The following is a 20,168-nucleotide window of genomic DNA, read 5'->3' on the forward strand; positions in this document are numbered from 1 at the left end:
TTTGCTTAAACAAGTTAAGCGGTGCTCATCTGTAAAACGTCATAATGAATTTCATTATGTGTTCACTCGTGAGGCTTGATATTTTTTTACGTCCGGAGACGCTGATATCAATCCTGCGAGTGCCCACACAGATTGTCTGATAAATTGTTAAAGAGCAGTGCGAACAGTGCGTTAGCGTCCTGTCGCGAGGTGGCGTATATTACGCTTTCCTCCTGCAGAGTCAACCTCTATTTCAGAAGTTTTTCTCCGGCGGCGCAGTCTCCTGTGCCTGCTGACCCGTTTTCCGTTGCCGGTTTGCCGTGTCAGTGGAGGCGCATTATAGGGAACGGCTGAGATAGCGCAAGTGCAAATTACAACTTTTTCACTGTTCGCCTGAAATTTGCACAAAAGCGCCGTTTTAACCCTTTTTAATGCGTCCTGGCAGCTCTGCAAGGCTATTAATTACCCAATCTGCTGCGGCTTCACCTTCAGCGGTAATCGGTTTGCCACTGCGCACCAGCACTTTGGTGCCGACACCGGCAGCCTGCCCGGCCAGCATATCCTCCAGCTTGTCACCCACCATATAAGAAGCAGCCATATCAATGTGCAGCTCTTCCTGTGCCGTCAGCAGCATGCCTGGCTGCGGCTTACGGCAGTCACATTCCTGACGAAACGCTTCAACTGTTGCTTCAGGATGGTGAGGACAGAAATAGATGCCATCAAGATCAACGTCGCGATCGGCCAGCGACCAGTCCATCCATTCAGTCAGCCGCATAAAGGTATCTTCGGTAAACATACCGCGCGCGATACCAGACTGATTGGTCACAACCACCAGCGCATATCCCATTGCCTTCAGTTGTTGCAGCGCTTCAATGGTGCCGTCAATAAACTGGAAGTCATCAATCTCATGGACATAGCCATTATCGACATTAAGGGTGCCATCACGATCAAGAAAAATAGCGGGGACTTTATTCGCCACGTAGAAACTCCTGCTGTAAAAATTGCCGATCAGTATCGCATGATTGCTATAAAAGGGAGAATGTCAGATTGAATCACTTTCATTGATTTAGACGTCTGGATGCCTTAACATCCATCCAGCTTTTATAATGAACAAAAGCGACGAGGTTTCCCACACCACGGACAACGCAATACGATAATTAATAACATAATGATTAAACTTGAAAATATCACCAAAGTGTTTCAGCAAGGCTCGCGGACTATTCCGGCATTAACGGATGTGAGCCTGCATGTGCCTGCCGGACAGATTTATGGCGTTATCGGCGCTTCCGGTGCCGGTAAAAGTACACTGATTCGTTGCGTTAACCTGCTGGAGCGCCCAACCTCGGGCCGCGTACTGGTCGATGGGGCGGATTTAACCGCACTCAACGAACGCCAGTTAACCCAGGCGCGCCGCCAGATCGGCATGATCTTCCAGCATTTTAACCTGATGAACTCACGAACGGTTGCGGGCAATGTCTCTCTGCCACTGGAACTGGGTAATCTCTCGCGTGCGCAGATCAACGCTCGCGTCACTGAGTTGCTGGAACTGGTGGGATTATCCGATAAGCATGATGCCTGGCCCGCCAATCTGTCGGGCGGACAGAAGCAGCGCGTCGCGATTGCTCGTGCCCTGGCCAGTAATCCCAAGGTCCTGCTGTGTGATGAAGCGACCAGCGCACTGGATCCCGCGACCACACGTTCAATTCTGGAATTGCTCAAAGACATCAACCGCCGCCTGGGGCTGACGATTCTGCTGATTACCCATGAGATGGATGTGGTGAAACGCATCTGCGATCAGGTTGCGGTCATCAGTCACGGTGAGCTGATTGAGAAAGATAGTGTCAGCGAAGTCTTCTCTCATCCTAAAACGCCACTGGCGCAGCAGTTTATTCAGTCCACGCTGCATCTGGATATCCCGGATGATTACCAACAACGTCTTTCTGCCACCGCATCTGAAAATACCGTGCCGCTGCTGCGACTGGAATTCACCGGTAAATCGGTTGATGCGCCGCTGCTTTCCGAAGCGGCCCGCCGTTACAACGTGAATAACAACATTATCAGTGCGCAGATGGATTACGCCGGTGGCGTGAAGTTCGGCATTATGCTGGCAGAAATGCACGGCACAGAGAGCGATACCCGCGAGGCGATTGCCTGGCTGAAGGAGAATCATGTGAAAGTAGAGGTGTTAGGTTATGTCTGAAGCGATGATGTGGTTGCTGGGACGGGGCGTGTGGGAAACGCTGATGATGACCTTCGTCTCCGGTTTTTTCGGTTTTGTGCTGGGCCTGCCGGTCGGCGTTTTACTCTATGTGACCCGTCCAGGACAGATTCTTCAGAATCAGGGTCTTTATCGCGTGCTTTCTGCGCTGGTAAATATCTTCCGCTCGATTCCTTTCATTATCCTGCTGGTCTGGATGATTCCCTTTACCCGCGTGATCGTCGGCACCTCAATCGGACTGCAGGCGGCTATCGTGCCGTTGACCGTCGGTGCTGCGCCGTTTATTGCGCGTATGGTTGAAAACGCCTTACTGGAACTGCCAACCGGCCTGATTGAAGCGTCACGTGCCATGGGTGCCACGCCAATGCAGATCATCCGTAAAGTTCTGCTGCCGGAAGCGATGCCGGGCCTGGTGAACGCGGCGACCATCACGTTGATTACGCTGGTCGGTTACTCCGCCATGGGTGGCGCGGTGGGTGCTGGTGGCCTGGGCCAGATCGGTTATCAGTATGGTTATATCGGATATAACGCCACTGTGATGAATACGGTATTAGTGTTGTTAGTGGTTTTAGTGTATCTCATTCAATTCTGTGGCGACCGCATCGTGCATGCTGTGTCCCATAAGTAAGCAATATCACATTATTAAGAAGGAAAGGATATGTCTTTCAGATTCAAGAAAATTGCCGCTGTGGGTGCACTGATTGGCGCGATTGCGCTGGCAGGTTGCGATCAAAAAGAGAAAGACCCTAACCACATCAAAGTGGGCGTGATTGTCGGTGCTGAGCAGCAGGTTGCTGAAGCCGCGCAGAAAGTGGCTAAAGATAAGTATGGTCTGGACGTTGAGCTGGTCACTTTCAACGATTACGTTCTGCCGAATGAAGCGCTGAGCAAAGGCGATATCGACGTTAACGCCTTCCAGCACAAACCTTACCTTGATCAGCAGATCAAAGATCGTGGCTACAAGCTGGTTTCAGTGGGTAATTCTTTCGTCTACCCAATCGCGGGCTATTCGAAGAAGATCAAATCACTGGATGAGCTGCAGGATGGCGCGCAGGTTGCTATTCCAAACGATCCGACCAACCTGGGCCGTACACTGCTGCTGCTGCAGAAAGTCGGTCTGATCAAACTGAAAGATGGCGTGGGCTTGCTGCCAACCTCACTGGATATCACTGAGAACCCTAAGCATCTGAAAATTGTTGAGCTGGAAGCGCCGCAGCTGCCACGTTCACTGGACGATCAGCAGATTGCTCTGGCGGTGATCAACACCACTTACGCGAGCCAGATTGGCCTTACACCCGCGAAAGATGGCATTTTCGTCGAAGATAAAGATTCACCTTATGTGAACCTGATTGTCGCGCGTGAAGATAATAAAGATGCGGAAAACGTGAAGAAATTCGTTAAGGCTTACCAGTCTGACGAAGTTAACGCAGAAGCTAATAAAGTCTTTAACGGCGGCGCGGTTAAAGGCTGGTAATTCAGTCCGTGATCTCCTTAAGGGCGGCGCTATGCCGCCCTTTCTGCTATTGGGTGCCCTGCCCGACTTGTTATTTATTCTTGTCCTTGTTTCAATAACGCCACTTTTTGAAACCTGAGGATGTTGCCATGCGTTTTTTACCGCTCTGCTTGTTAGCATTGATGCTGACAGGGTGTGTTCATGAGTATCACCCGATAAGCAGCGCACCGTCCCGGCCGCAGCAATCCAGTGAACCGACCCATAAGCCTGTGGCACGACCCGCACCCGTTAAGCTCTATACCGATGCCGCCGATCTGGTCAGTAAGCCGTTCCGCGATCTGGGTGAAGTCTCCGCTGAAGATTGCCAGATGAGCAATCAGAACTCCCCGGCCAATATCGCTACAGCACGGAAACGTCTGCAGATCAAAGCATCACAGATGAAAGCCAATGCAGTGCTGCTGCATCAGTGTGAAATCGTTACCGGCACACCAGGCTGTTATCGCCAGGCGGTGTGTCAGGGTTCAGCGCTGAAAGTCAGCAATCAATGAGTGAATTCGCCTTTGCGCAAATTGGGGTAATTCGTTCGCCGTGGAAGGAGAAGTTTGCCGTACCCCGCCAGCCAGGCCTGGTGCAGGATGGCGGCGGCGAACTTCATCTGCAGCCACCTTACAATCAGCCGGAAGCGGTGCGAGGGCTGGAAGCGTTCAGCCATCTCTGGCTGCTGTTTGTATTCCATCAGACGATGGAAGGTGGCTGGCGTCCCACGGTTCGCCCTCCCCGTCTGGGCGGCAATGCGCGCATGGGTGTTTTTGCGACACGTTCAACGTTCCGTCCCAATCCCATTGGGATGTCGCTGGTTGAACTGAAAGGTATCAGGATTGAGAAGCAGCAGGTGATTCTGCAGCTTGGCAGTCTGGACCTGGTCGATGGTACTCCGGTAGTGGATATCAAACCTTATCTGCCTTTTGCCGAAGCGCTGCCTCATGCCCAGGCAGGTTTTGCTCAGGCGGCCCCTGCGGCTGATATGCCGGTTCGCTTCTCCGCACTGGCCCAGCAGCAGCTTCAGCAGCAGTCGCGCTACCCCAATCTGGCACGCTTTATCCGTGAAGTGCTGGCACAGGATCCCCGTCCGGCTTATCGTCAGGGCGAAACGCAGGCGCGGGAATATGCGGCCTGGCTGATGGATTTTAATGTCCGCTGGCGCATTGATGATGCCGGTACTGAAGTGATCGCTATCGACCCGCGTTAAAACCCGCTTTTGAGGCGGTGATCTCACTGGTACACTAGCCGCCAGCAAAATTCTGTCTGTGACTTTCCGATCAACTGGAACCGTAATCAATGCGTACTACTCAATATCTGCTCTCTACTCAGAAAGAGACGCCTTCCGACGCTGAAGTGATCAGCCACCAGCTGATGCTGCGCGCCGGTATGATCCGCAAACTGGCTTCTGGCTTGTACACCTGGTTACCGACCGGGGTTCGCGTGCTGAAAAAAGTCGAAAACATCGTGCGTGAAGAGATGAACAACGCGGGCGCTGTTGAGATTTTAATGCCGGTTGTGCAGCCCGCCGACCTGTGGCAGGAGAGCGGTCGCTGGGAGGAGTATGGCCCGGAACTGTTACGTATTGCCGATCGCCACGAGCGTCCGTTCGTGCTGGGTCCGACGCATGAAGAGGTGGTCACTGACCTGATCCGCAACGAACTGAGCTCTTATAAGCAGTTGCCGCTCAACCTGTATCAGATTCAGACCAAATTCCGTGATGAAGTGCGTCCACGTTTTGGCGTGATGCGTTCACGTGAGTTCATCATGAAAGATGCTTACTCGTTCCATACGTCGCAGGCGTCGCTGCAGGAAACCTATGACGCGATGTACCGCGCCTATAGTCAGATCTTCAGCCGTATGGGACTGGATTTCCGTGCTGTGCAGGCCGATACCGGCTCTATCGGCGGCAGCGCATCACATGAGTTCCAGGTGCTGGCGCAGAGCGGTGAAGATGATGTGATTTTCTCTACCGATTCTGATTACGCCGCTAACATTGAGCTGGCCGAAGCCGTCGCACCGGCCGGTGAACGTGCCGCACCATCTCAGGAGATGCAGCTGGTCGAAACACCAGACGCAAAAACCATCGCGGAGCTGGTTGAGCAATTCAATGTACCTGTCGAAAAGACAGTGAAAACGCTGATTGTTAAAGGTGCAGAAGAGAGCGGTCACGCGCTGGTTGCCCTGCTGGTTCGCGGCGATCATCAGCTGAATGAGATCAAAGCAGAGAAGTCAGCCATCGTTGCATCGCCGCTGGTGTTCGCGACGGAAGAAGAGATTCGCGCCGCAGTGGGTGCGGGTCCGGGTTCAATCGGGCCTGTGGGTCTGCAGATGCCGATCATTGCTGACCGTACCGTGGCGAAGATGAGCGATTTCAGCGCCGGTGCCAACGTCGATGGTAAACACTACTTCGGCATTAACTGGGAGCGCGATCTGCCGCTGGCCAGCGTTGCGGATATCCGTAATGTGGTCGAAGGCGATTTAAGCCCGGATGGCAAAGGCACGCTGCAGATTAAACGTGGTATTGAAGTCGGTCATATCTTCCAGCTCGGTACTAAGTATTCTGACGCGCTGAAAGCTTCCGTTCAGGGTGAAGATGGCCGTAATCAGGTGATGAGCATGGGCTGCTACGGCATCGGCATCACTCGCGTGGTGGCGGCAGCCATTGAGCAAAACCATGACGATCGTGGCATCATCTGGCCAGCCGCACTGGCACCGTTCGAGGTGGCGATTCTGCCGATGAATATGCAGAAATCGTTCCGTGTTAAAGAGCTGGCAGAAGAGTTATATGCCACGCTGCGTGCCAAAGGCGTTGAAGTTATCCTGGATGACCGCAAAGAGCGTCCGGGCGTGATGTTTGCCGATATGGAACTGATCGGGGTACCACACACCATCGTCATCGGCGATCGCAATCTCGACAACCAGGAGATTGAATACAAATCACGTCGTGCCGGTGAGAAGCAGATGATTAAGCAGGATGAAATTGTTGAGTTCCTGCTGAAAGCACTGAACAAGTAAATTGTGAAGGAAAGGTCAGATAACTTGCTTGTGTGGCCTCTAACAGCTTAAGAGTTTGCCCGGTTGCTGTAATTCCGTATCTGCTCAGGAAACAGGGTCAGATCGGAAAGACGCAAAAGCCGCCATCCATGGCATGCTCGGCCCGCGCGATTACGCACCTCATCCATGAGGTGCGCCCTGACCGGGCCAACGCATGGCGTTGTTCAAAAACGCTCCCGGCGTTTTTGTCCATGGCGCGGGACGCTTTCCTCTTCTGACCCTGTTCCCTTCGCCATGCGCTTATTCGTTGCTGCCAGAGTCACGCTGAGCTGCCTGATCAGTACTCAAACGCCCCGCCTGCGGGGCGTTTTTTATTGCACCTTGCCGCGCATCGATTTCGTCGAACTGCGACGGGCTTTTCCTTCCAGACGACGCTCTTTCGAGGCGCGGGTCGGCCGCGTAGCGCGCCGGGCTTTTTCCACGGTACTCAGCTCCTGGATCAGATTGACCAGACGTTGCAGTGCCGCTTCACGATTCATCTCCTGACTGCGATACTCCTGCGCCTTAATCACCACCACGCCATCTCCGGTAATCAAATGATGACTGGCAGTGAGCAGCCGCTCTTTATAAAACGCGGGCAGCGAAGAAGCAGCAATATCAAAGCGCAGATGAATGGCCGTGCTGGCTTTGTTGACATGTTGTCCACCAGCGCCCTGAGCGCGAATAGCCGTCAGCTCGATCTCACTCTCCGGAATCTCAACCGAACGGGATAGCATAATCATCAGCTTGCTCCCCACACCTTAATCACGTTGACCTCCGATAACCTGTTCATCAAATTAACCTTTTGTGCTCTGATTCATTCCGTCCCAGACAGCGGAATCTGTCACTTTAGCAGTGATTCGCGCACTGTTCCTGCTTTACGCAGGCTGATTTCCTCTAAATGGCTATGATATAGTCGCCAGTTAACCAGAGTATCGACGCTCTGCTGAGGGGGGCCATGTGCAAAATTATTGTGAGTTAGTTCGCCGGAAATATGCCGAAATCGGCAGCGGAGACTTAGGTTACATTCCGGATGCGATTGGCTGCGCATTGAAGGCACTTAATGATATTGCCGCAAATACTGAGCTAAACTCTTCTGTCAGGGAACAGGCGGCCTACGCCGCTGCTAACTTATTGGTGAGCGACTATGTTGATAAATGAAGCGTACCAACCTATCAATTGTGATGACTACGATAATCTGGAACTCGCCTGCCAGAATACCTGGATGCTGTCGCTGGAAATGAAAGATGGCGAACAGCTCAAGGCAAAGGCCAAAGAGATTTTTTCACGCAAGAACGTGGAATATCTGGCTATCGATCTTTCCGGTGAACATCGCGAATTACGTCTCGACCATATTGCCAGCTTTACCCATCCCGAACTGGGTACGGTGGTTGTCAGCGCTGAGTAATAGACGCATCACGGGCGGGACCTTCCCGCCCTGTTAACCCTCAGGGCTGCAACGAACTGTAGTACGCCGCCAGATCAGCTATATCACTGTCACTCAATCCCGCTACAAATGCCTTCATCACCTCAGCCTGGCCGCCAGTGCGCTCGCCCTTTTTGTAGGCGTGCAAAGCCTGTTCCAGATAAGGTGCGTGCTGCCCGGCCAGATTGGGATAGAGGGGCACAGCCGCTTTACCTGCTGCACCATGGCAGGCCATGCAGCTCCCTGCTTTTTGTGCGCCGCGTTGCGCATCGCCCGCAGCCCACGCCGGTAATACGGCGCCCACTAAAAAGGCGATAAACCATTGCTTCATTATTGTTGTTCCCCTGCGCTGCATGCCCTGTCCCAGACTATCTGACAGCCCTGTTGATCAACAGCCGCGCCAGCGTGGGTGACAAACAGATTCGGAACACAGATCAGCGTCTGGTTATAAAAGATTAACGGCAGCCGTTCTCGCTGCCACGGAGGTATCTGCAACTCCTGCCACAACTTTTTCATTTCCCTTCCACCCTGACGGCCCACCAGATGAACGTGACCCTGCGCATGAAAGCGTACGCTGACCTGCTCATCCGGCTGAGGATAACGCAACAGGCTCTGCGCCTGGCTGGCGCATAACGTGCCGAGATTCTGCGGTAACACCAGCGGCTGGCAGAGATCGGGCCATGCCAGCTCGGTGTAGCGCAGTGAACTGCGCAACGGCAGCCAGTAGAGCTGCTGACGGTAGCGGCGGAGTTCAGCCTGACCGAATCGCAGCTTCGGCTGTGCATCCTCCCGGCTCGCCATGACTTCATCGCGAATACGTTTCAGCGCTTCACGGGAGGGCATCCTGCCGCCCTGCCCGGCGATCCAGCGGCGCAATAACGCATTAGCACGCAACTCACTCATGACCATCAAGGGCGGAAAGTGCAGGCTGCCATCTGGCTGGATGAGCTCATTGAGTTGTCCGGTGAGCAGTTCATCCAGTAACTGCTCCTGCTCACTGCACAACGCCGCACTTCGGGCTGTCGCCTCGGCAAAATGGGGCCAGCGCTGGTAAAGCGCCGGCAGCAGCCGCTGACGAAGGAAGTTACGGTCGTAGCGAAGATCCTGATTACTTTCATCTTCGATCCACACCAGCTGATGGGTTCTGGCATAGGTTTCAAGCGACTGCCGCGACTGATTCAGCAGTGGACGCAGCAGCTGATGCGAACCCAGCGCACGCGCAGCAGGCATCGCCGCCAGCCCGGCCGGACCGCTGCCGCGCTTCAGCGCCAGCATAAAGGTTTCACACTGATCGTCGAGGTGCTGCGCGGTCAGTAACACTTCACCCGGCAACAATGCCGCACTGAGCGCCTGATAACGGGCGGTGCGGGCGGCGGCTTCAATGCCGTTTTCCCTGCCATCCACGGTAACGTGCAGTACCTCACATGGCAGTTGCCACTGCTCGCATACCGACAGGCAGTGCGCTGCCCAGCAATCGGCATTCGGGCTAAGCCCATGATGAACATGTAACGCCCGCAGATGGGATTCGGGATGCTGCTGCTGCCAGCCGCGAAGCTGATGCAGCAGCACGGTTGAATCGAGTCCGCCACTGAAGGCGACCACCAGCGCGGCATCAGGTTGCAACATGGCGTCAAAAGCGGGCAAAGGCATGGCAGGATCCAGAAAGTCGGGCCACTGAATGTCGCCCGCTGAGCGCGCTATTTTACGCCTGATAAAGCTCCAGCGGCAAACCATCCGGATCGGCAAAGAACGTACACTGTTTACCCGTCAGTTCATCGATGCGAATCGGCTCGCAGATTACGCCTTTACTGGCCAGCGTTGCGACAGCGGCGGCCACATCCGGCACGGTAAAGGCCAGATGACGCAGGCCACACGCTTCGGGATGACTGACGCGCGCCGGCGGCTCAGGAAAAGAGAACAGCTCAATAGTGTAGCGATCCTCCAGGGCCAGGTCGCCTTTCCAGGAGTCGCGCGCTTCACGGTAATATTCGCCCATGAGACGAAAGCCCAGCACGTCACAATAGAACGCTTTGCTGCGCTGATAGTCGGAAGCGATGATGGCGATGTGGTGAATAGCGGTTAACTGCAACATGTTGAATATCCTGATTCGGGCAGGCTGTCCCCAGACACCCTGCCGCTATTAGTCGTTTAAAGATTTATGCCGGATCGTTTTTCAGCACGCGGACGCGATACTCGCCCTCTTCCGTCAGACTGGCACCGTGAATATCGGTCTCGAAGCCCGGATAATGCCGGCCGATACTGCACAGCATCAGCAGGAAATCGAGCACGGCACGGCTCTTCTCCGTAATCATCTCTCCTGGCATCACCAGTGGCACGCCTGGTGGATAAGGCAGAATCATGTTGGCCGACACCCGCCCGACCAGTTCGCTGAGATCCACCGTTTCGATGTTGCCCTTCACCTGTTGCTGAAACGCCTGATGCGGCGTCATCTTCATTTCGGGCAGGACATCAAATGCCTGCAGCATCAGTCGCGGCAGGTCATGATGACGGATCAGTTGATGAATCCCCTGCGCCAGCGTCTGAATGCGCATATTGCGATAGAAGTCGGGATCTTCAGCGTAGAGATCCGGCAGCATGTTCTTTACCCGCAGATTGAGATCGTAGGCGCGTTTGAACTCAGTCAGACCGCGCAGCACGCTCATCGCTTTGGTTTTGTCGATGCCAATACTGAAAAGGAACAGCAGGTTGTAGGGGCCGGTTTTCTCCACCACGATGCCGCGCTCATCAAGAAACTTCGCCACCAGCGCTGCCGGGATCCCCTCGTCTGCCATCTCTCCCAGCTCGCTCATTCCTGGCGTCAGGATAGTGACTTTGATCGGATCGAGGTACATATGATCGCGATCGGCCTGCGTAAATCCGTGCCAATCCTCGTCGCCGGGCTGGATCGCCCAGCATTGCGCTTCGTCGACCTGTTCCGGCTGCCAGATATCGAAAAACCAGCTGTCGGACTCTTCACGCAGGCGCTGAACCTCACGACGAAAGTGCAGCGCACGCTCAACCGAGCGATTGATCAGCCGCTTGCCGGGATTACCACGCAGCATTGCAGCAGCAGTTTCAATAGAGGAGACGATGGCGTAATTGGGCGACGTGGTGGTGTGCATCATATAGGCTTCGTTAAACGTCTGTTCGTCGTAGTCGCCTTTAATGTGAATCATGGATGCCTGCGAAAACGCCGCCAGCAGTTTATGGGTCGATTGCGTTTCATACACCACTTTGCCCGGGGTGCGCTCGCCACTCATACCACTTTTCCCGGCATAAATCGGATGGAAATTGGTGTAAGGCACCCAGGCTGAATCGAAGTGAATCGACGGCACATCCAGCGTCTCTTTAATGTACTGGGTGTTATAGAGCAGCCCATCGTAAGTGGAGTTGGTGATTACCGCATGAACCGGCCACGTGGCGCGATCGGTCGTCGCGACTTTTTGTGTAATGCTCTCGCGGGTGAATTCATGCTTTGGAATCCCGCCAAGAATCCCCAGTGCATTGCGGGTCGGCTTCAGCCAGATGGGGATCAGATCGCTCATCATCAGCAGATGCGTCAGTGACTTGTGGCAGTTGCGATCGATCAGCACGATGCTGCCCGACGGTGCCGCATACATGCCGACAATTTTGTTCGACGTTGAGGTGCCGTTGGTCACCATGTAACTCTGTTCGGCACCAAAAGTGCGTGCGATATACTCTTCCGCTTCAAGATGTGGACCGGTGTGATCCAGCAGCGAACCCAGCTCGGTAACGGAAATTGAGATATCTGACTTCAGGGTATTGGCCCCGAAGAAATCATAAAACAGGCAGCCTACCGGGCTCTTCTGAAACGCGGTACCCGCCATATGGCCCGGCGTGCAGAAGGTGTACTTGCCCTCTTTCACATAGGTGAACAGCGCTTTAGTCAGCGGTGGCGTAATGTGGTCGAGATAGTCATCGGTATACTGCCGGATATGCAATGCAATATCGTCGGCGGCATTCAGCGCATATTCAAAAAAGTGCAGTGGCATGCGCATCTCATTGATGCTGATGTCCATCTGAGAGTGGGTGTTGATAAAGGCATACAGTGGCAGGTATTCGTTGAGCTGATTAATCTCACCGCACAGTTCCGGGCTGTTGTGCGCGTCCCAGTCGAAGATGACGCCGCTGATACGCGGATTGTGTTCGATCAGTTTCAGCAGATCGTCACTGTTTTTTGGGTAAAGCAGCTGGAAGCCTTGCAGATTTAACGCCGCGTCGAGTTCGCGTAACGGTTCATCTTTATAAAACACGCCGTGCGCGCCCATGATCGCCAGAATATTCAATGCCCATCTCCGTGATTGTTGTGCAACCGGACAAGCATAACCGCTAACCCGGGGAAGGTGTAGCAAGGGGACGATCAGATGAGGCTGAAAGGCATCAGGCAGCGTAGCGCGTTAAACCCACGGCATAAAAAAAGCGGACCGAAGTCCGCTTCCTGATTGGCTGAGCCTGAATCAGGCGTAGCCGTAGCTCATCAGGCGCTGATAACGACGATCCAGCAGCTCTTCAGTGCTTAATCCATCGAGATCGGCCAGATCAGCCAGCAGCTGTTGCTTCAGAGACTGCGCCATATCAACCGGACGGCGATGTGCACCCCCCAGCGGCTCAGGGATCACTGAGTCAATCAGCTTCAGCTCTTTCAGACGGTGAGCGGTAATGCCCATCGCTTCAGCAGCCAGCGGCGCTTTGTCAGCGCTTTTCCACAGAATGGAGGCACAGCCTTCCGGCGAGATCACTGAATAGGTGCTGTACTGAAGCATATTCACTTTATCGCCCACGCCAATCGCCAGCGCACCGCCAGAACCGCCCTCACCGATAACCGTACAGATAACCGGTACTTTCAGGCCAGACATTTCACGCAGGTTGCGGGCGATCGCTTCAGACTGCCCACGCTCTTCCGCGCCCACGCCAGGATACGCACCCGGTGTGTCGATGAAGGTGATGATTGGCATTTTGAAACGCTCAGCCATCTCCATCAGGCGCAGCGCTTTGCGATAGCCTTCCGGTGCTGGCATGCCGAAGTTACGGCGAATCTTCTCTTTGGTTTCACGGCCTTTCTGATGCCCGATGATCATCACCGGACGTCCATCAAGACGCGCAATCCCGCCCACAATAGCTTTGTCATCCGCATAAGCACGGTCGCCCGCCAGCTCATCGAAATCGTCGAAGGCGTTGCGAACATAGTCAAAGGTGTAAGGACGTAACGGATGACGCGCCAGTTGAGCAATCTGCCATGCGCCCAAATCAGCGAAGATTTTACGGGTCAGCTCAACACTTTTCTCACGCAGACGCTGAACTTCTTCATCCAGATTAACGTGTTTATCATCCTGACGACCAATTGAAGTCAGCGAATCGATCTTCGCTTCCAGTTCTGCAATTGGCTGTTCAAAATCCAGGTAATTAAGACTCATAATGTTCCTGTTCTAGTCAAACTCCAGTTCCACCTGCTCCGATCCAATCAACGAGCGCAGATCGTTAAGTAAACGATCGCTGGGCGAAATTCGCCACGCTGCACCAAAGCGCAGCTTCGCTCGCGCGTCGGCTCTCTGATAGTAGAGATTCACCGGAATAGTCCCTGAACGATGAGGTTCCAGGGACTGACGGAGCCGGTTTAATAGCTGGTCATCAATTTGCCTGTCCGTCAGCGAGATAGCAAGTCCGCGCGCGTATTTTTCGCGAGCTTCGTCGATGTCCATGACTTCACGCGCGGTCATTTTAAGCCCGCCACTGAAGTCATCAAAGCTGACCTGTCCGCTGACGATCAGGATTCGGTCTTTCTCCAGCAACTGCTGGTATTTATCTAACGCATCGGTAAATAACATCACCTCAAGACGACCGGAGCGATCGTCCAGAGTACAGATACCAATTCGGTTGCCGCGCTTGGTGACCATTACCCGCGCGGCGATCACCAGACCAGCCGCCACAGTAATTTTACCCCGATCGGTAGGATGCATATCTTTCAGACGCACCCCGCCAACATAACGCTCAATTTCTTTCAGATACTGATTAATAGGGTGGCCGGTAAGATATAGCCCCAGCGTTTCCCGCTCACCATCCAGCTGCACCTGCTCAGGCCACGGCGTGACGCTGGCGTACGATTTCTCAACCTGCTCCGGCTCCTCCGCCAGCACGCCAAACATATCTGCCTGGCCAATCGCCTCCGCTTTCGCGTGTTGATCGGCGGCTTTTAACGCGTCACTGAGTGAACTCATCAGGGCGGCGCGGTGCGGTCCAAGGCGATCGAAAGCCCCGGACATAATCAGTTTTTCCATCACCCGACGGTTGATCTTTTTAGTGTCAGTACGGGCACAGAGATCAAACAGTTCGCGGAAATAGCCACCTTCATTACGGGCGTCGATAATCGCTTCAATCGGGCCTTCACCCACGCCTTTGATCGCGCCGATACCGTAAACGATCTCGCCCGCGTCATTAACATGGAAGGGATAGAGACCCGAGTTAATATCGGGCGGCAGGACTTTCAGCCCCATCCGCCAGCACTCATCGACCAGGCCCACCACTTTCTCGGTGTTATCCATATCGGCGGTCATCACCGCCGCCATGAACTCGGCCGGATAGTGCGCTTTCAGCCACAGGGTCTGATAGGAGACCAGTGCGTAAGCCGCAGAGTGTGACTTGTTAAAGCCATAACCTGCAAATTTTTCTACCAGATCGAAGATCTTCATCGACAGTTCGCCGTCGATGCCCATGCTTTCGGCACCATCGCGGAATATGGAGCGCTGTTTGGCCATCTCCTCGGGTTTCTTTTTACCCATGGCGCGTCGCAGCATATCTGCGCCGCCCAGGGTGTAACCGGAGAGAACCTGGGCGATCTGCATCACCTGTTCCTGATAGAGGATAATGCCGTAAGTCGGTTCCAGCACCGGTTTCAGGCTTTCGTGCTGCCACTGAATGTCGGGATAAGAGATCGCTTCACGGCCATGCTTACGGTCGATAAAGTTATCTACCATGCCGGACTGCAGTGGGCCAGGACGGAACAGCGCCACCAGTGCGATCATATCTTCGAAGCAGTCGGGCTTCAGACGCTTAATCAGATCTTTCATGCCGCGCGATTCAAGCTGGAATACCGCTGTGGTTTCCGAGCGCTGCAGCATATCGAAGCTTTTCTTATCATCCAGCGGGATTGAGGCGATATCGATCGGCTCCAGCCCCTGCTTCTCCCGGCGCGGGTTGATCATCTTCAGCGCCCAGTCGATGATGGTCAGCGTACGCAGACCCAGGAAGTCGAACTTCACCAGGCCGGCATATTCCACATCATTTTTATCGAACTGAGTGACCGGAAACTGCCCGTGTTCATCGCAGTAAAGCGGCGCGAAATCCGTGATTTTCGTTGGCGCAATGACCACGCCACCCGCATGTTTACCGGCGTTTCGCGTGACCCCTTCCAGCTTACGCGCCATATCGATCAGCGCCTTCACCTCTTCATCTGCGTCATACATCGCAGGAAGCTGCGGTTCAGCAATAAAGGCTTTTTCCAGCGTCATGCCGGGATCGGGCGGGATCAGTTTTGAAATGCGATCAACAAAGCCGTAAGGATGACCCAGCACGCGGCCCACATCGCGGATAACCGCTTTCGCCGCCATGGTACCGAAGGTGATAATCTGGGAAACCGCTTCACGTCCGTACATATCAGCGACGTGTTCGATTACCTGATCGCGCTTCTCCATGCAGAAATCGACGTCGAAGTCGGGCATCGAGACGCGTTCCGGGTTCAGGAAACGTTCGAACAGCAGGTCAAATTCCAGCGGATCGATATCGGTGATTTTCAGCGCATAGGCCACCAGCGAACCGGCACCGGAGCCACGGCCTGGGCCCACCGGCACGCCGTTATCCTTGGACCACTGGATGAACTCCATCACGATCAGGAAGTAGCCGGGGAATCCCATCTGGTTAATAACGGTGAGCTCAATCTCCAGACGCTCATCATATTCTGGACGTTTTTCTGCGCGCTCAGCTTCGTCCGGGAACAGGAACGCCAGGCGCTCTTCCAGCCCCTCGCGGGATTTCACCACCAGATAATCTTCGGTAGTCATATCACCGGTCGGGAACTGTGGCAGGAAATATTCGCCCAGTCGCACCGTCACGTTACAACGCTTAGCAATCTCTACGCTGTTCTCCAGCGCTTCCGGGATGTCCGAGAACAGCTCGCACATCTCCTCTTCGCTGCGCATATATTGCTGAGGACTGTAGTTGCGCGGACGCTTGGGATCATCCAGCGTATAGCCGTCATGAATGGCAACGCGAATTTCGTGCGCATCGAAATCTTCTGCATTGATAAAGCAGACTTCATTGGTGGCAACGACCGGTATTCCCTCTGCAATCGCAAGTTCAACGGCTGCATGCAGATAGCTCTCTTCGTCCTGTCGGCCAGTACGGATCAGCTCCAGGTAGTAGCGATCGGGAAAATGTTGCTGGTAAAACGACAGGCACTGCGACACCAGCGCATTGTTACCGCGCAGCAGGCTACGACCTACATCGCCGCGTCGCCCACCCGACAACAGTATTAATCCTTCCTGCAATTCGATCAGCCAGTCGCGATCGATAATGGGTCCGTCCACGCCATAACCGCGCTGATAGGCGCGGGAGATCAGCAGCGTCAGGTTCTGGTATCCGGTATTACTGGACGCCAGCACGGTAAGCTGTGTCAGTTCATCCCCCATCAGCTCACTGGCCACATTGAAATCGGCACCAATGACCGGCTTTATCCCTGCGCTGTGCGCGCCACCGTAGAATTTCACCAGGCCACAGAGGTTAGTGAAGTCGGTAATCGCTATCGCCGGCATGCCAAGGGCAGCCGCTTTCTTGATTAGCGGCCCGGTTTTTGCCAGGCCATCAACCATCGAATAGTCACTGTGGACACGCAGATGTATAAAACGGGGTTCAGCCATATCAGTTTCCGGTTAAAACAGCGTCAGGCTATTAAAGCGTAAGGGTCTGGCGGGCAGCCAGTACTTCAGCATCGAGCAGCGCATTACGTACGGGCGCAAAACTACGACGGTGGTGCGGCGTGGCGCCATATTGTGTCAGCTTTTCCATATGCAGCGCCGTTGGATAGCCTTTGTGTTGTGCAAAACCATACTGCGGGAACAGCAGATCCAGTTCGGCCATCTCACGATCCCGCGAGACTTTGGCGATGATCGATGCTGCACTGATTTCGGCAACCAGGCTATCCCCTTTGACGACGGCCTGTGAAGGCATAGGCAATGCCGGGCAACGGTTACCATCAATCAGCACATAGTCGGGCTGGATACTCAGGCCAGCTACCGCACGCTGCATCGCCAGCATGGTAGCGTGCAGAATGTTGAGCTGATCGATCTCTTCAGGTTCTGCGCGTCCCAGACTCCATGCCAGCGCCTTCTCTTTGATTTCGTCGTACAACGCCAGGCGGCGTTTTTCCGACAGTTTCTTCGAGTCCGCCAGGCCGGTAATCGGATTTGCCGGATCGAGGATCACCGCAGCAGTGACCACCGCGCCAACCAGCGGACCGCGCCCCACTTCGTCCACACCGGCAATCAGTCTGGCGACAGGATAGATAAAATCAGGCATTCACCAGCTCCAGTACTGCATCCGCTGCCTGCTCATCGGCGTTCCAGCGGATCTGTTGATGTAATTCATGAAACGTCTGCAGCAAAGTTTCGCGCTCAGGCCCGGCATGCAACAGCGGATCTAACGCTGCAGCCAGGGCGTCGGGCTGACACGCATCCTGTAGTAACTCTTTGACCAGCTCACGCCCTGCCAGCAGGTTTGGCAGCGAGACGTAAGGGGTTTTCACCAGCCGTTTCGCCAGCCAGTAAGTGGCCGGTTTCATGCGATAACCGACGACCATCGGGCATTTTGCCAGCATGCACTCCAGTGCGGCAGTCCCGGATGCCAGAAGTGCGGCATCGCTTGCAATCATCGCCTCACGACCCTGTCCATCCAGCAGATGCATCGGCAGTTCAGGCGCAACGTCAGCTTTAATCTTCTCAAACTGTTCACGGCGACGGGCGTTAACCAGCGGCACCACGATTTCCAGCGCCGGATAGTGACGACGCAATAATTGGGCTGTTTTCAGGAAGTCAGCACTGAGCATTTCCACTTCCGCACCACGACTGCCCGGCAGCAGTGCCAGACAGAGCGCATCGTCCGCAATGCCGAGATGACGGCGCGCAGCCTGCTTATCAGGTTGCAGCGGCATGGCATCCGCCATGGTGTGACCGATAAAGCGGCAGGGAACGTTATAACGATCGTAGAAGGCTTTTTCAAACGGCAGGAAGGCCAGCACCAGATCGGTATTTCGGCCAATCTTAAACACGCGCTTTTGCCGCCATGCCCACACCGAAGGACTGACATAGTGGATCGTACGGATGCCCGTACGTTTGAGATTGCCTTCCAGCGTGATATTAAAATCGGGCGCATCAATACCGACAAAAACGTCGGGTCTGAGCTCGCTAAAACGTCGGGTGAGATCGCGGCGGATTGTCAGCAGGCGTCGCAGGCGACCCAGCACCTCGACAATGCCCATTACCGCTAACTCTTCCATCTCATACCAGGCTTCACACCCTTCAGCCTGCATCAGTGGGCCCGCCACACCGACAAAGCGTGCATCAGGATGGCGCACTTTCAGGGCACGAATCAGACCTGCACCAAGAATATCGCCGGAGGTTTCTCCGGCGACCAGGGCAATCGTTAAAGGACGCGCTGACATGGATTAACGAATTAATCCACGGGTTGAACGGGTAAAGAAGTCGTAGAAAGGCTGCACTTCGCTGTGCTGTTGCGCAATGGCTTCGATCTCCGGCTTCACTTCTTCCAGCGTTCTGCCACTGCGATAGAGCAGCTTGTAAGCGTTGCGAATCGCATGCAACGACTCTTTGCTGAAGCCACGACGCTTAAGACCCTCAATATTGATACCGAACGGCGTCGCATGGTTACCCTGCGCAATAACGTAAGGCGGAACATCCTGCGCCACGCCGGAACAGCCACCAACCATCACGTGCGCACCGATGATGCACCACTGATGTACCGCTGTCATGCCGCCAATAATGGCGAAATCATCGACCGTCACGTGACCACCCAGGGTGGCATTGTTCGCGAAGATACAGCGGTTACCAATCACGCAGTCATGCGCAATGTGGACATTGACCATCAGCAGATTATCGCTGCCCACTGTGGTGACATGGCCACCCTGCGTGGTGCCGCGATGAATCGTCACGCTTTCACGAATACGGTTGCGATCACCGATCTCAACCCGTGTTGGCTCACCGGCATATTTCAGATCCTGATTCACTTCGCCAATTGAGGCAAACTGGTAGATCTGATTATCTTTACCGATACGCGTGTGGCCATTCACCACAACGTGTGACTTCAGTACTGTTCCTTCACCAATCTCAACATTCGCGCCGATAAAGCAAAACGGGCCAATGTGAACACGGGCGCCAATGATAGCGCCCTCTTCGATGACAGAACTGGGATGGATAGTGGCGGTTGGATCAATCACGAATTATGCCTCCCGGCTGCGGGCACACATCATGGTCGCTTCACAAACGATTTTACCGTCAACAGTCGCCACGCCTTTAAAGCGGGTCAGACCACGGCGGGTTTTCTCGAAAGTGACTTCCATGATCATTTGGTCACCTGGTACCACAGGACGCTTAAAGCGGGCACTGTCGATACCGGCAAAGTAATAGAGTTCGCCTGGCTCCAGTTTACCTACGCTTTTAAACGCCAGAATACCGGTGGCCTGCGCCATCGCTTCCAGGATCAGAACGCCAGGAAAAATCGGTTTACCAGGGAAGTGCCCCTGGAAAAACGGTTCATTAACAGAAACGTTCTTCACTGCACGCAGGTATTTGTGCTCTTCAAATTCCAGCACACGGTCTACCAGCAGAAACGGATAGCGATGCGGCAGCAGCTCTAAAATCTCTTCAATTTTCAGAGTATGAGTTTCAGTAGTCAAAATACTCTTCCTGTCCTAAAAATCTGATGACATCAAT

The 20,168-nt window shown here is 54.3% G+C and carries 20 protein-coding genes; 8 read left to right on the forward strand and 12 right to left on the reverse strand.

Annotated features, from left to right (window positions below; translation table 11 throughout):
- Window positions 1-397: 397 nt before the first annotated feature.
- On the reverse strand, window positions 398-958 hold the full coding sequence (gene gmhB, locus Q7C21_RS04860) for a D-glycero-beta-D-manno-heptose 1,7-bisphosphate 7-phosphatase (RefSeq protein WP_003852609.1): 561 nt from the start codon (window positions 956-958) through the stop codon (window positions 398-400).
- Between the two features lie 189 nt (window positions 959-1,147).
- Here gmhB and metN point away from each other — a divergent pair, with 189 nt between their 5' ends.
- The 6 genes from metN to proS all read left to right on the forward strand — a co-directional run bounded on the left by metN (window position 1,148) and on the right by proS (window position 6,707).
- Window positions 1,148-2,179: a methionine ABC transporter ATP-binding protein MetN gene (gene metN / locus Q7C21_RS04865; protein WP_003852611.1), complete on the forward strand. Its 1,032-nt coding sequence runs from the start codon at window positions 1,148-1,150 to the stop codon at window positions 2,177-2,179.
- Window positions 2,172-2,825, forward strand: a complete 654-nt coding sequence (locus tag Q7C21_RS04870) for a methionine ABC transporter permease MetI (protein WP_003852613.1) — start codon at window positions 2,172-2,174, stop codon at window positions 2,823-2,825. Before metN ends, Q7C21_RS04870 begins: the two co-directional genes overlap by 8 nt.
- 30 nt (window positions 2,826-2,855) lie before the next feature.
- Window positions 2,856-3,671 carry a MetQ/NlpA family lipoprotein gene (locus Q7C21_RS04875; RefSeq protein WP_003852616.1) on the forward strand — a complete coding sequence of 272 codons (816 nt, stop codon included), beginning with the start codon at window positions 2,856-2,858 and terminating at the stop codon, window positions 3,669-3,671.
- 128 nt (window positions 3,672-3,799) lie between these two features.
- Window positions 3,800-4,198: an Rcs stress response system protein RcsF gene (gene rcsF, locus Q7C21_RS04880; RefSeq protein WP_003852619.1), complete on the forward strand. Its 399-nt coding sequence runs from the start codon at window positions 3,800-3,802 to the stop codon at window positions 4,196-4,198.
- Window positions 4,195-4,899: a tRNA (N6-threonylcarbamoyladenosine(37)-N6)-methyltransferase TrmO gene (gene tsaA / locus Q7C21_RS04885; RefSeq protein WP_182629974.1), complete on the forward strand. Its 705-nt coding sequence runs from the start codon at window positions 4,195-4,197 to the stop codon at window positions 4,897-4,899. The genes rcsF and tsaA overlap by 4 nt, the downstream gene beginning before the upstream one ends.
- A gap of 89 nt (window positions 4,900-4,988) precedes the next feature.
- Window positions 4,989-6,707, forward strand: a complete 1,719-nt coding sequence (proS, locus tag Q7C21_RS04890) for a proline--tRNA ligase (RefSeq protein WP_003852621.1) — start codon at window positions 4,989-4,991, stop codon at window positions 6,705-6,707.
- Between the two features lie 350 nt (window positions 6,708-7,057).
- Here proS and arfB read toward each other — a convergent pair whose 3' ends face one another.
- Complete coding sequence (gene arfB, locus Q7C21_RS04895) at window positions 7,058-7,468, reverse strand: alternative ribosome rescue aminoacyl-tRNA hydrolase ArfB (protein ID WP_003852622.1); 411 nt, start codon at window positions 7,466-7,468, stop codon at window positions 7,058-7,060.
- A gap of 217 nt (window positions 7,469-7,685) precedes the next feature.
- Between arfB and Q7C21_RS04900 the strand changes: the two genes are divergently transcribed.
- Both Q7C21_RS04900 and rof read left to right on the forward strand, forming a co-directional pair.
- A complete protein-coding gene (locus tag Q7C21_RS04900) occupies window positions 7,686-7,886 on the forward strand; it encodes a YaeP family protein (protein WP_003852623.1) in 201 nt (66 codons plus the stop codon).
- Window positions 7,873-8,133 carry a Rho-binding antiterminator gene (gene rof / locus Q7C21_RS04905; RefSeq protein WP_008925644.1) on the forward strand — a complete coding sequence of 87 codons (261 nt, stop codon included), beginning with the start codon at window positions 7,873-7,875 and terminating at the stop codon, window positions 8,131-8,133. Before Q7C21_RS04900 ends, rof begins: the two co-directional genes overlap by 14 nt.
- A gap of 40 nt (window positions 8,134-8,173) precedes the next feature.
- Here rof and Q7C21_RS04910 read toward each other — a convergent pair whose 3' ends face one another.
- From Q7C21_RS04910 to fabZ, 10 genes are all read right to left on the reverse strand, one after another.
- Window positions 8,174-8,482: a cytochrome c gene (locus Q7C21_RS04910; RefSeq protein ID WP_003852625.1), complete on the reverse strand. Its 309-nt coding sequence runs from the start codon at window positions 8,480-8,482 to the stop codon at window positions 8,174-8,176.
- Complete coding sequence (gene tilS, locus Q7C21_RS04915) at window positions 8,482-9,801, reverse strand: tRNA lysidine(34) synthetase TilS (protein WP_110411634.1); 1,320 nt, start codon at window positions 9,799-9,801, stop codon at window positions 8,482-8,484. Before tilS ends, Q7C21_RS04910 begins: the two co-directional genes overlap by 1 nt.
- 52 nt (window positions 9,802-9,853) lie before the next feature.
- The gene (locus Q7C21_RS04920; RefSeq protein ID WP_003852628.1) at window positions 9,854-10,243 is read right to left on the reverse strand and encodes a VOC family protein; all 390 of its coding nucleotides are present in this window, start codon (window positions 10,241-10,243) and stop codon (window positions 9,854-9,856) included.
- Between the two features lie 64 nt (window positions 10,244-10,307).
- A complete protein-coding gene (locus Q7C21_RS04925) occupies window positions 10,308-12,458 on the reverse strand; it encodes a lysine decarboxylase LdcC (RefSeq protein WP_375150481.1) in 2,151 nt (716 codons plus the stop codon).
- Between the two features lie 171 nt (window positions 12,459-12,629).
- Window positions 12,630-13,586 (reverse strand): acetyl-CoA carboxylase carboxyl transferase subunit alpha, encoded by a 957-nt coding sequence (gene accA / locus Q7C21_RS04930; RefSeq protein ID WP_003852630.1) that lies wholly within the window; start codon window positions 13,584-13,586, stop codon window positions 12,630-12,632.
- A 12-nt stretch (window positions 13,587-13,598) separates the two neighbouring features.
- Entirely contained in the window at window positions 13,599-17,081 is a 3,483-nt protein-coding gene (gene dnaE, locus Q7C21_RS04935; RefSeq protein ID WP_003852631.1) for a DNA polymerase III subunit alpha, read from the reverse strand.
- Between the two features lie 31 nt (window positions 17,082-17,112).
- Complete coding sequence (gene rnhB / locus Q7C21_RS04940; RefSeq protein WP_008925641.1) at window positions 17,113-17,739, reverse strand: ribonuclease HII; 627 nt, start codon at window positions 17,737-17,739, stop codon at window positions 17,113-17,115.
- Window positions 17,732-18,880, reverse strand: a complete 1,149-nt coding sequence (gene lpxB / locus Q7C21_RS04945; RefSeq protein ID WP_003852634.1) for a lipid-A-disaccharide synthase — start codon at window positions 18,878-18,880, stop codon at window positions 17,732-17,734. The genes rnhB and lpxB overlap by 8 nt, the downstream gene beginning before the upstream one ends.
- A gap of 3 nt (window positions 18,881-18,883) precedes the next feature.
- Window positions 18,884-19,672 carry an acyl-ACP--UDP-N-acetylglucosamine O-acyltransferase gene (gene lpxA, locus Q7C21_RS04950; protein ID WP_003852636.1) on the reverse strand — a complete coding sequence of 263 codons (789 nt, stop codon included), beginning with the start codon at window positions 19,670-19,672 and terminating at the stop codon, window positions 18,884-18,886.
- A gap of 3 nt (window positions 19,673-19,675) precedes the next feature.
- The gene (gene fabZ, locus Q7C21_RS04955) at window positions 19,676-20,131 is read right to left on the reverse strand and encodes a 3-hydroxyacyl-ACP dehydratase FabZ (protein WP_003852639.1); all 456 of its coding nucleotides are present in this window, start codon (window positions 20,129-20,131) and stop codon (window positions 19,676-19,678) included.
- Between the last annotated feature and the right edge of the window lie 37 nt (window positions 20,132-20,168).

This window comes from Pantoea sp. ANP04 (assembly GCF_041982285.1).
Classification (GTDB): Bacteria; Pseudomonadota; Gammaproteobacteria; order Enterobacterales; family Enterobacteriaceae; genus Pantoea; species Pantoea eucalypti.

Coding starts and splice junctions, on each gene's coding strand:
- Q7C21_RS04875 (WP_003852616.1), top strand. CDS start 2,856: ATGTCTTTCAGATTCAAGAAAATTGCCGCTGTGGGTGCACTGATTGGC.
- metN (WP_003852611.1), top strand. CDS start 1,148: ATGATTAAACTTGAAAATATCACCAAAGTGTTTCAGCAAGGCTCGCGG.
- accA (WP_003852630.1), bottom strand. CDS start 13,586: ATGAGTCTTAATTACCTGGATTTTGAACAGCCAATTGCAGAACTGGAA.
- tilS (WP_110411634.1), bottom strand. CDS start 9,801: ATGCCTTTGCCCGCTTTTGACGCCATGTTGCAACCTGATGCCGCGCTG.
- rof (WP_008925644.1), top strand. CDS start 7,873: ATGTTGATAAATGAAGCGTACCAACCTATCAATTGTGATGACTACGAT.
- proS (WP_003852621.1), top strand. CDS start 4,989: ATGCGTACTACTCAATATCTGCTCTCTACTCAGAAAGAGACGCCTTCC.
- arfB (WP_003852622.1), bottom strand. CDS start 7,468: ATGATTATGCTATCCCGTTCGGTTGAGATTCCGGAGAGTGAGATCGAG.
- Q7C21_RS04870 (WP_003852613.1), top strand. CDS start 2,172: ATGTCTGAAGCGATGATGTGGTTGCTGGGACGGGGCGTGTGGGAAACG.
- dnaE (WP_003852631.1), bottom strand. CDS start 17,081: ATGGCTGAACCCCGTTTTATACATCTGCGTGTCCACAGTGACTATTCG.
- tsaA (WP_182629974.1), top strand. CDS start 4,195: ATGAGTGAATTCGCCTTTGCGCAAATTGGGGTAATTCGTTCGCCGTGG.
- lpxB (WP_003852634.1), bottom strand. CDS start 18,880: ATGTCAGCGCGTCCTTTAACGATTGCCCTGGTCGCCGGAGAAACCTCC.
- Q7C21_RS04910 (WP_003852625.1), bottom strand. CDS start 8,482: ATGAAGCAATGGTTTATCGCCTTTTTAGTGGGCGCCGTATTACCGGCG.
- rcsF (WP_003852619.1), top strand. CDS start 3,800: ATGCGTTTTTTACCGCTCTGCTTGTTAGCATTGATGCTGACAGGGTGT.
- Q7C21_RS04920 (WP_003852628.1), bottom strand. CDS start 10,243: ATGTTGCAGTTAACCGCTATTCACCACATCGCCATCATCGCTTCCGAC.
- rnhB (WP_008925641.1), bottom strand. CDS start 17,739: ATGCCTGATTTTATCTATCCTGTCGCCAGACTGATTGCCGGTGTGGAC.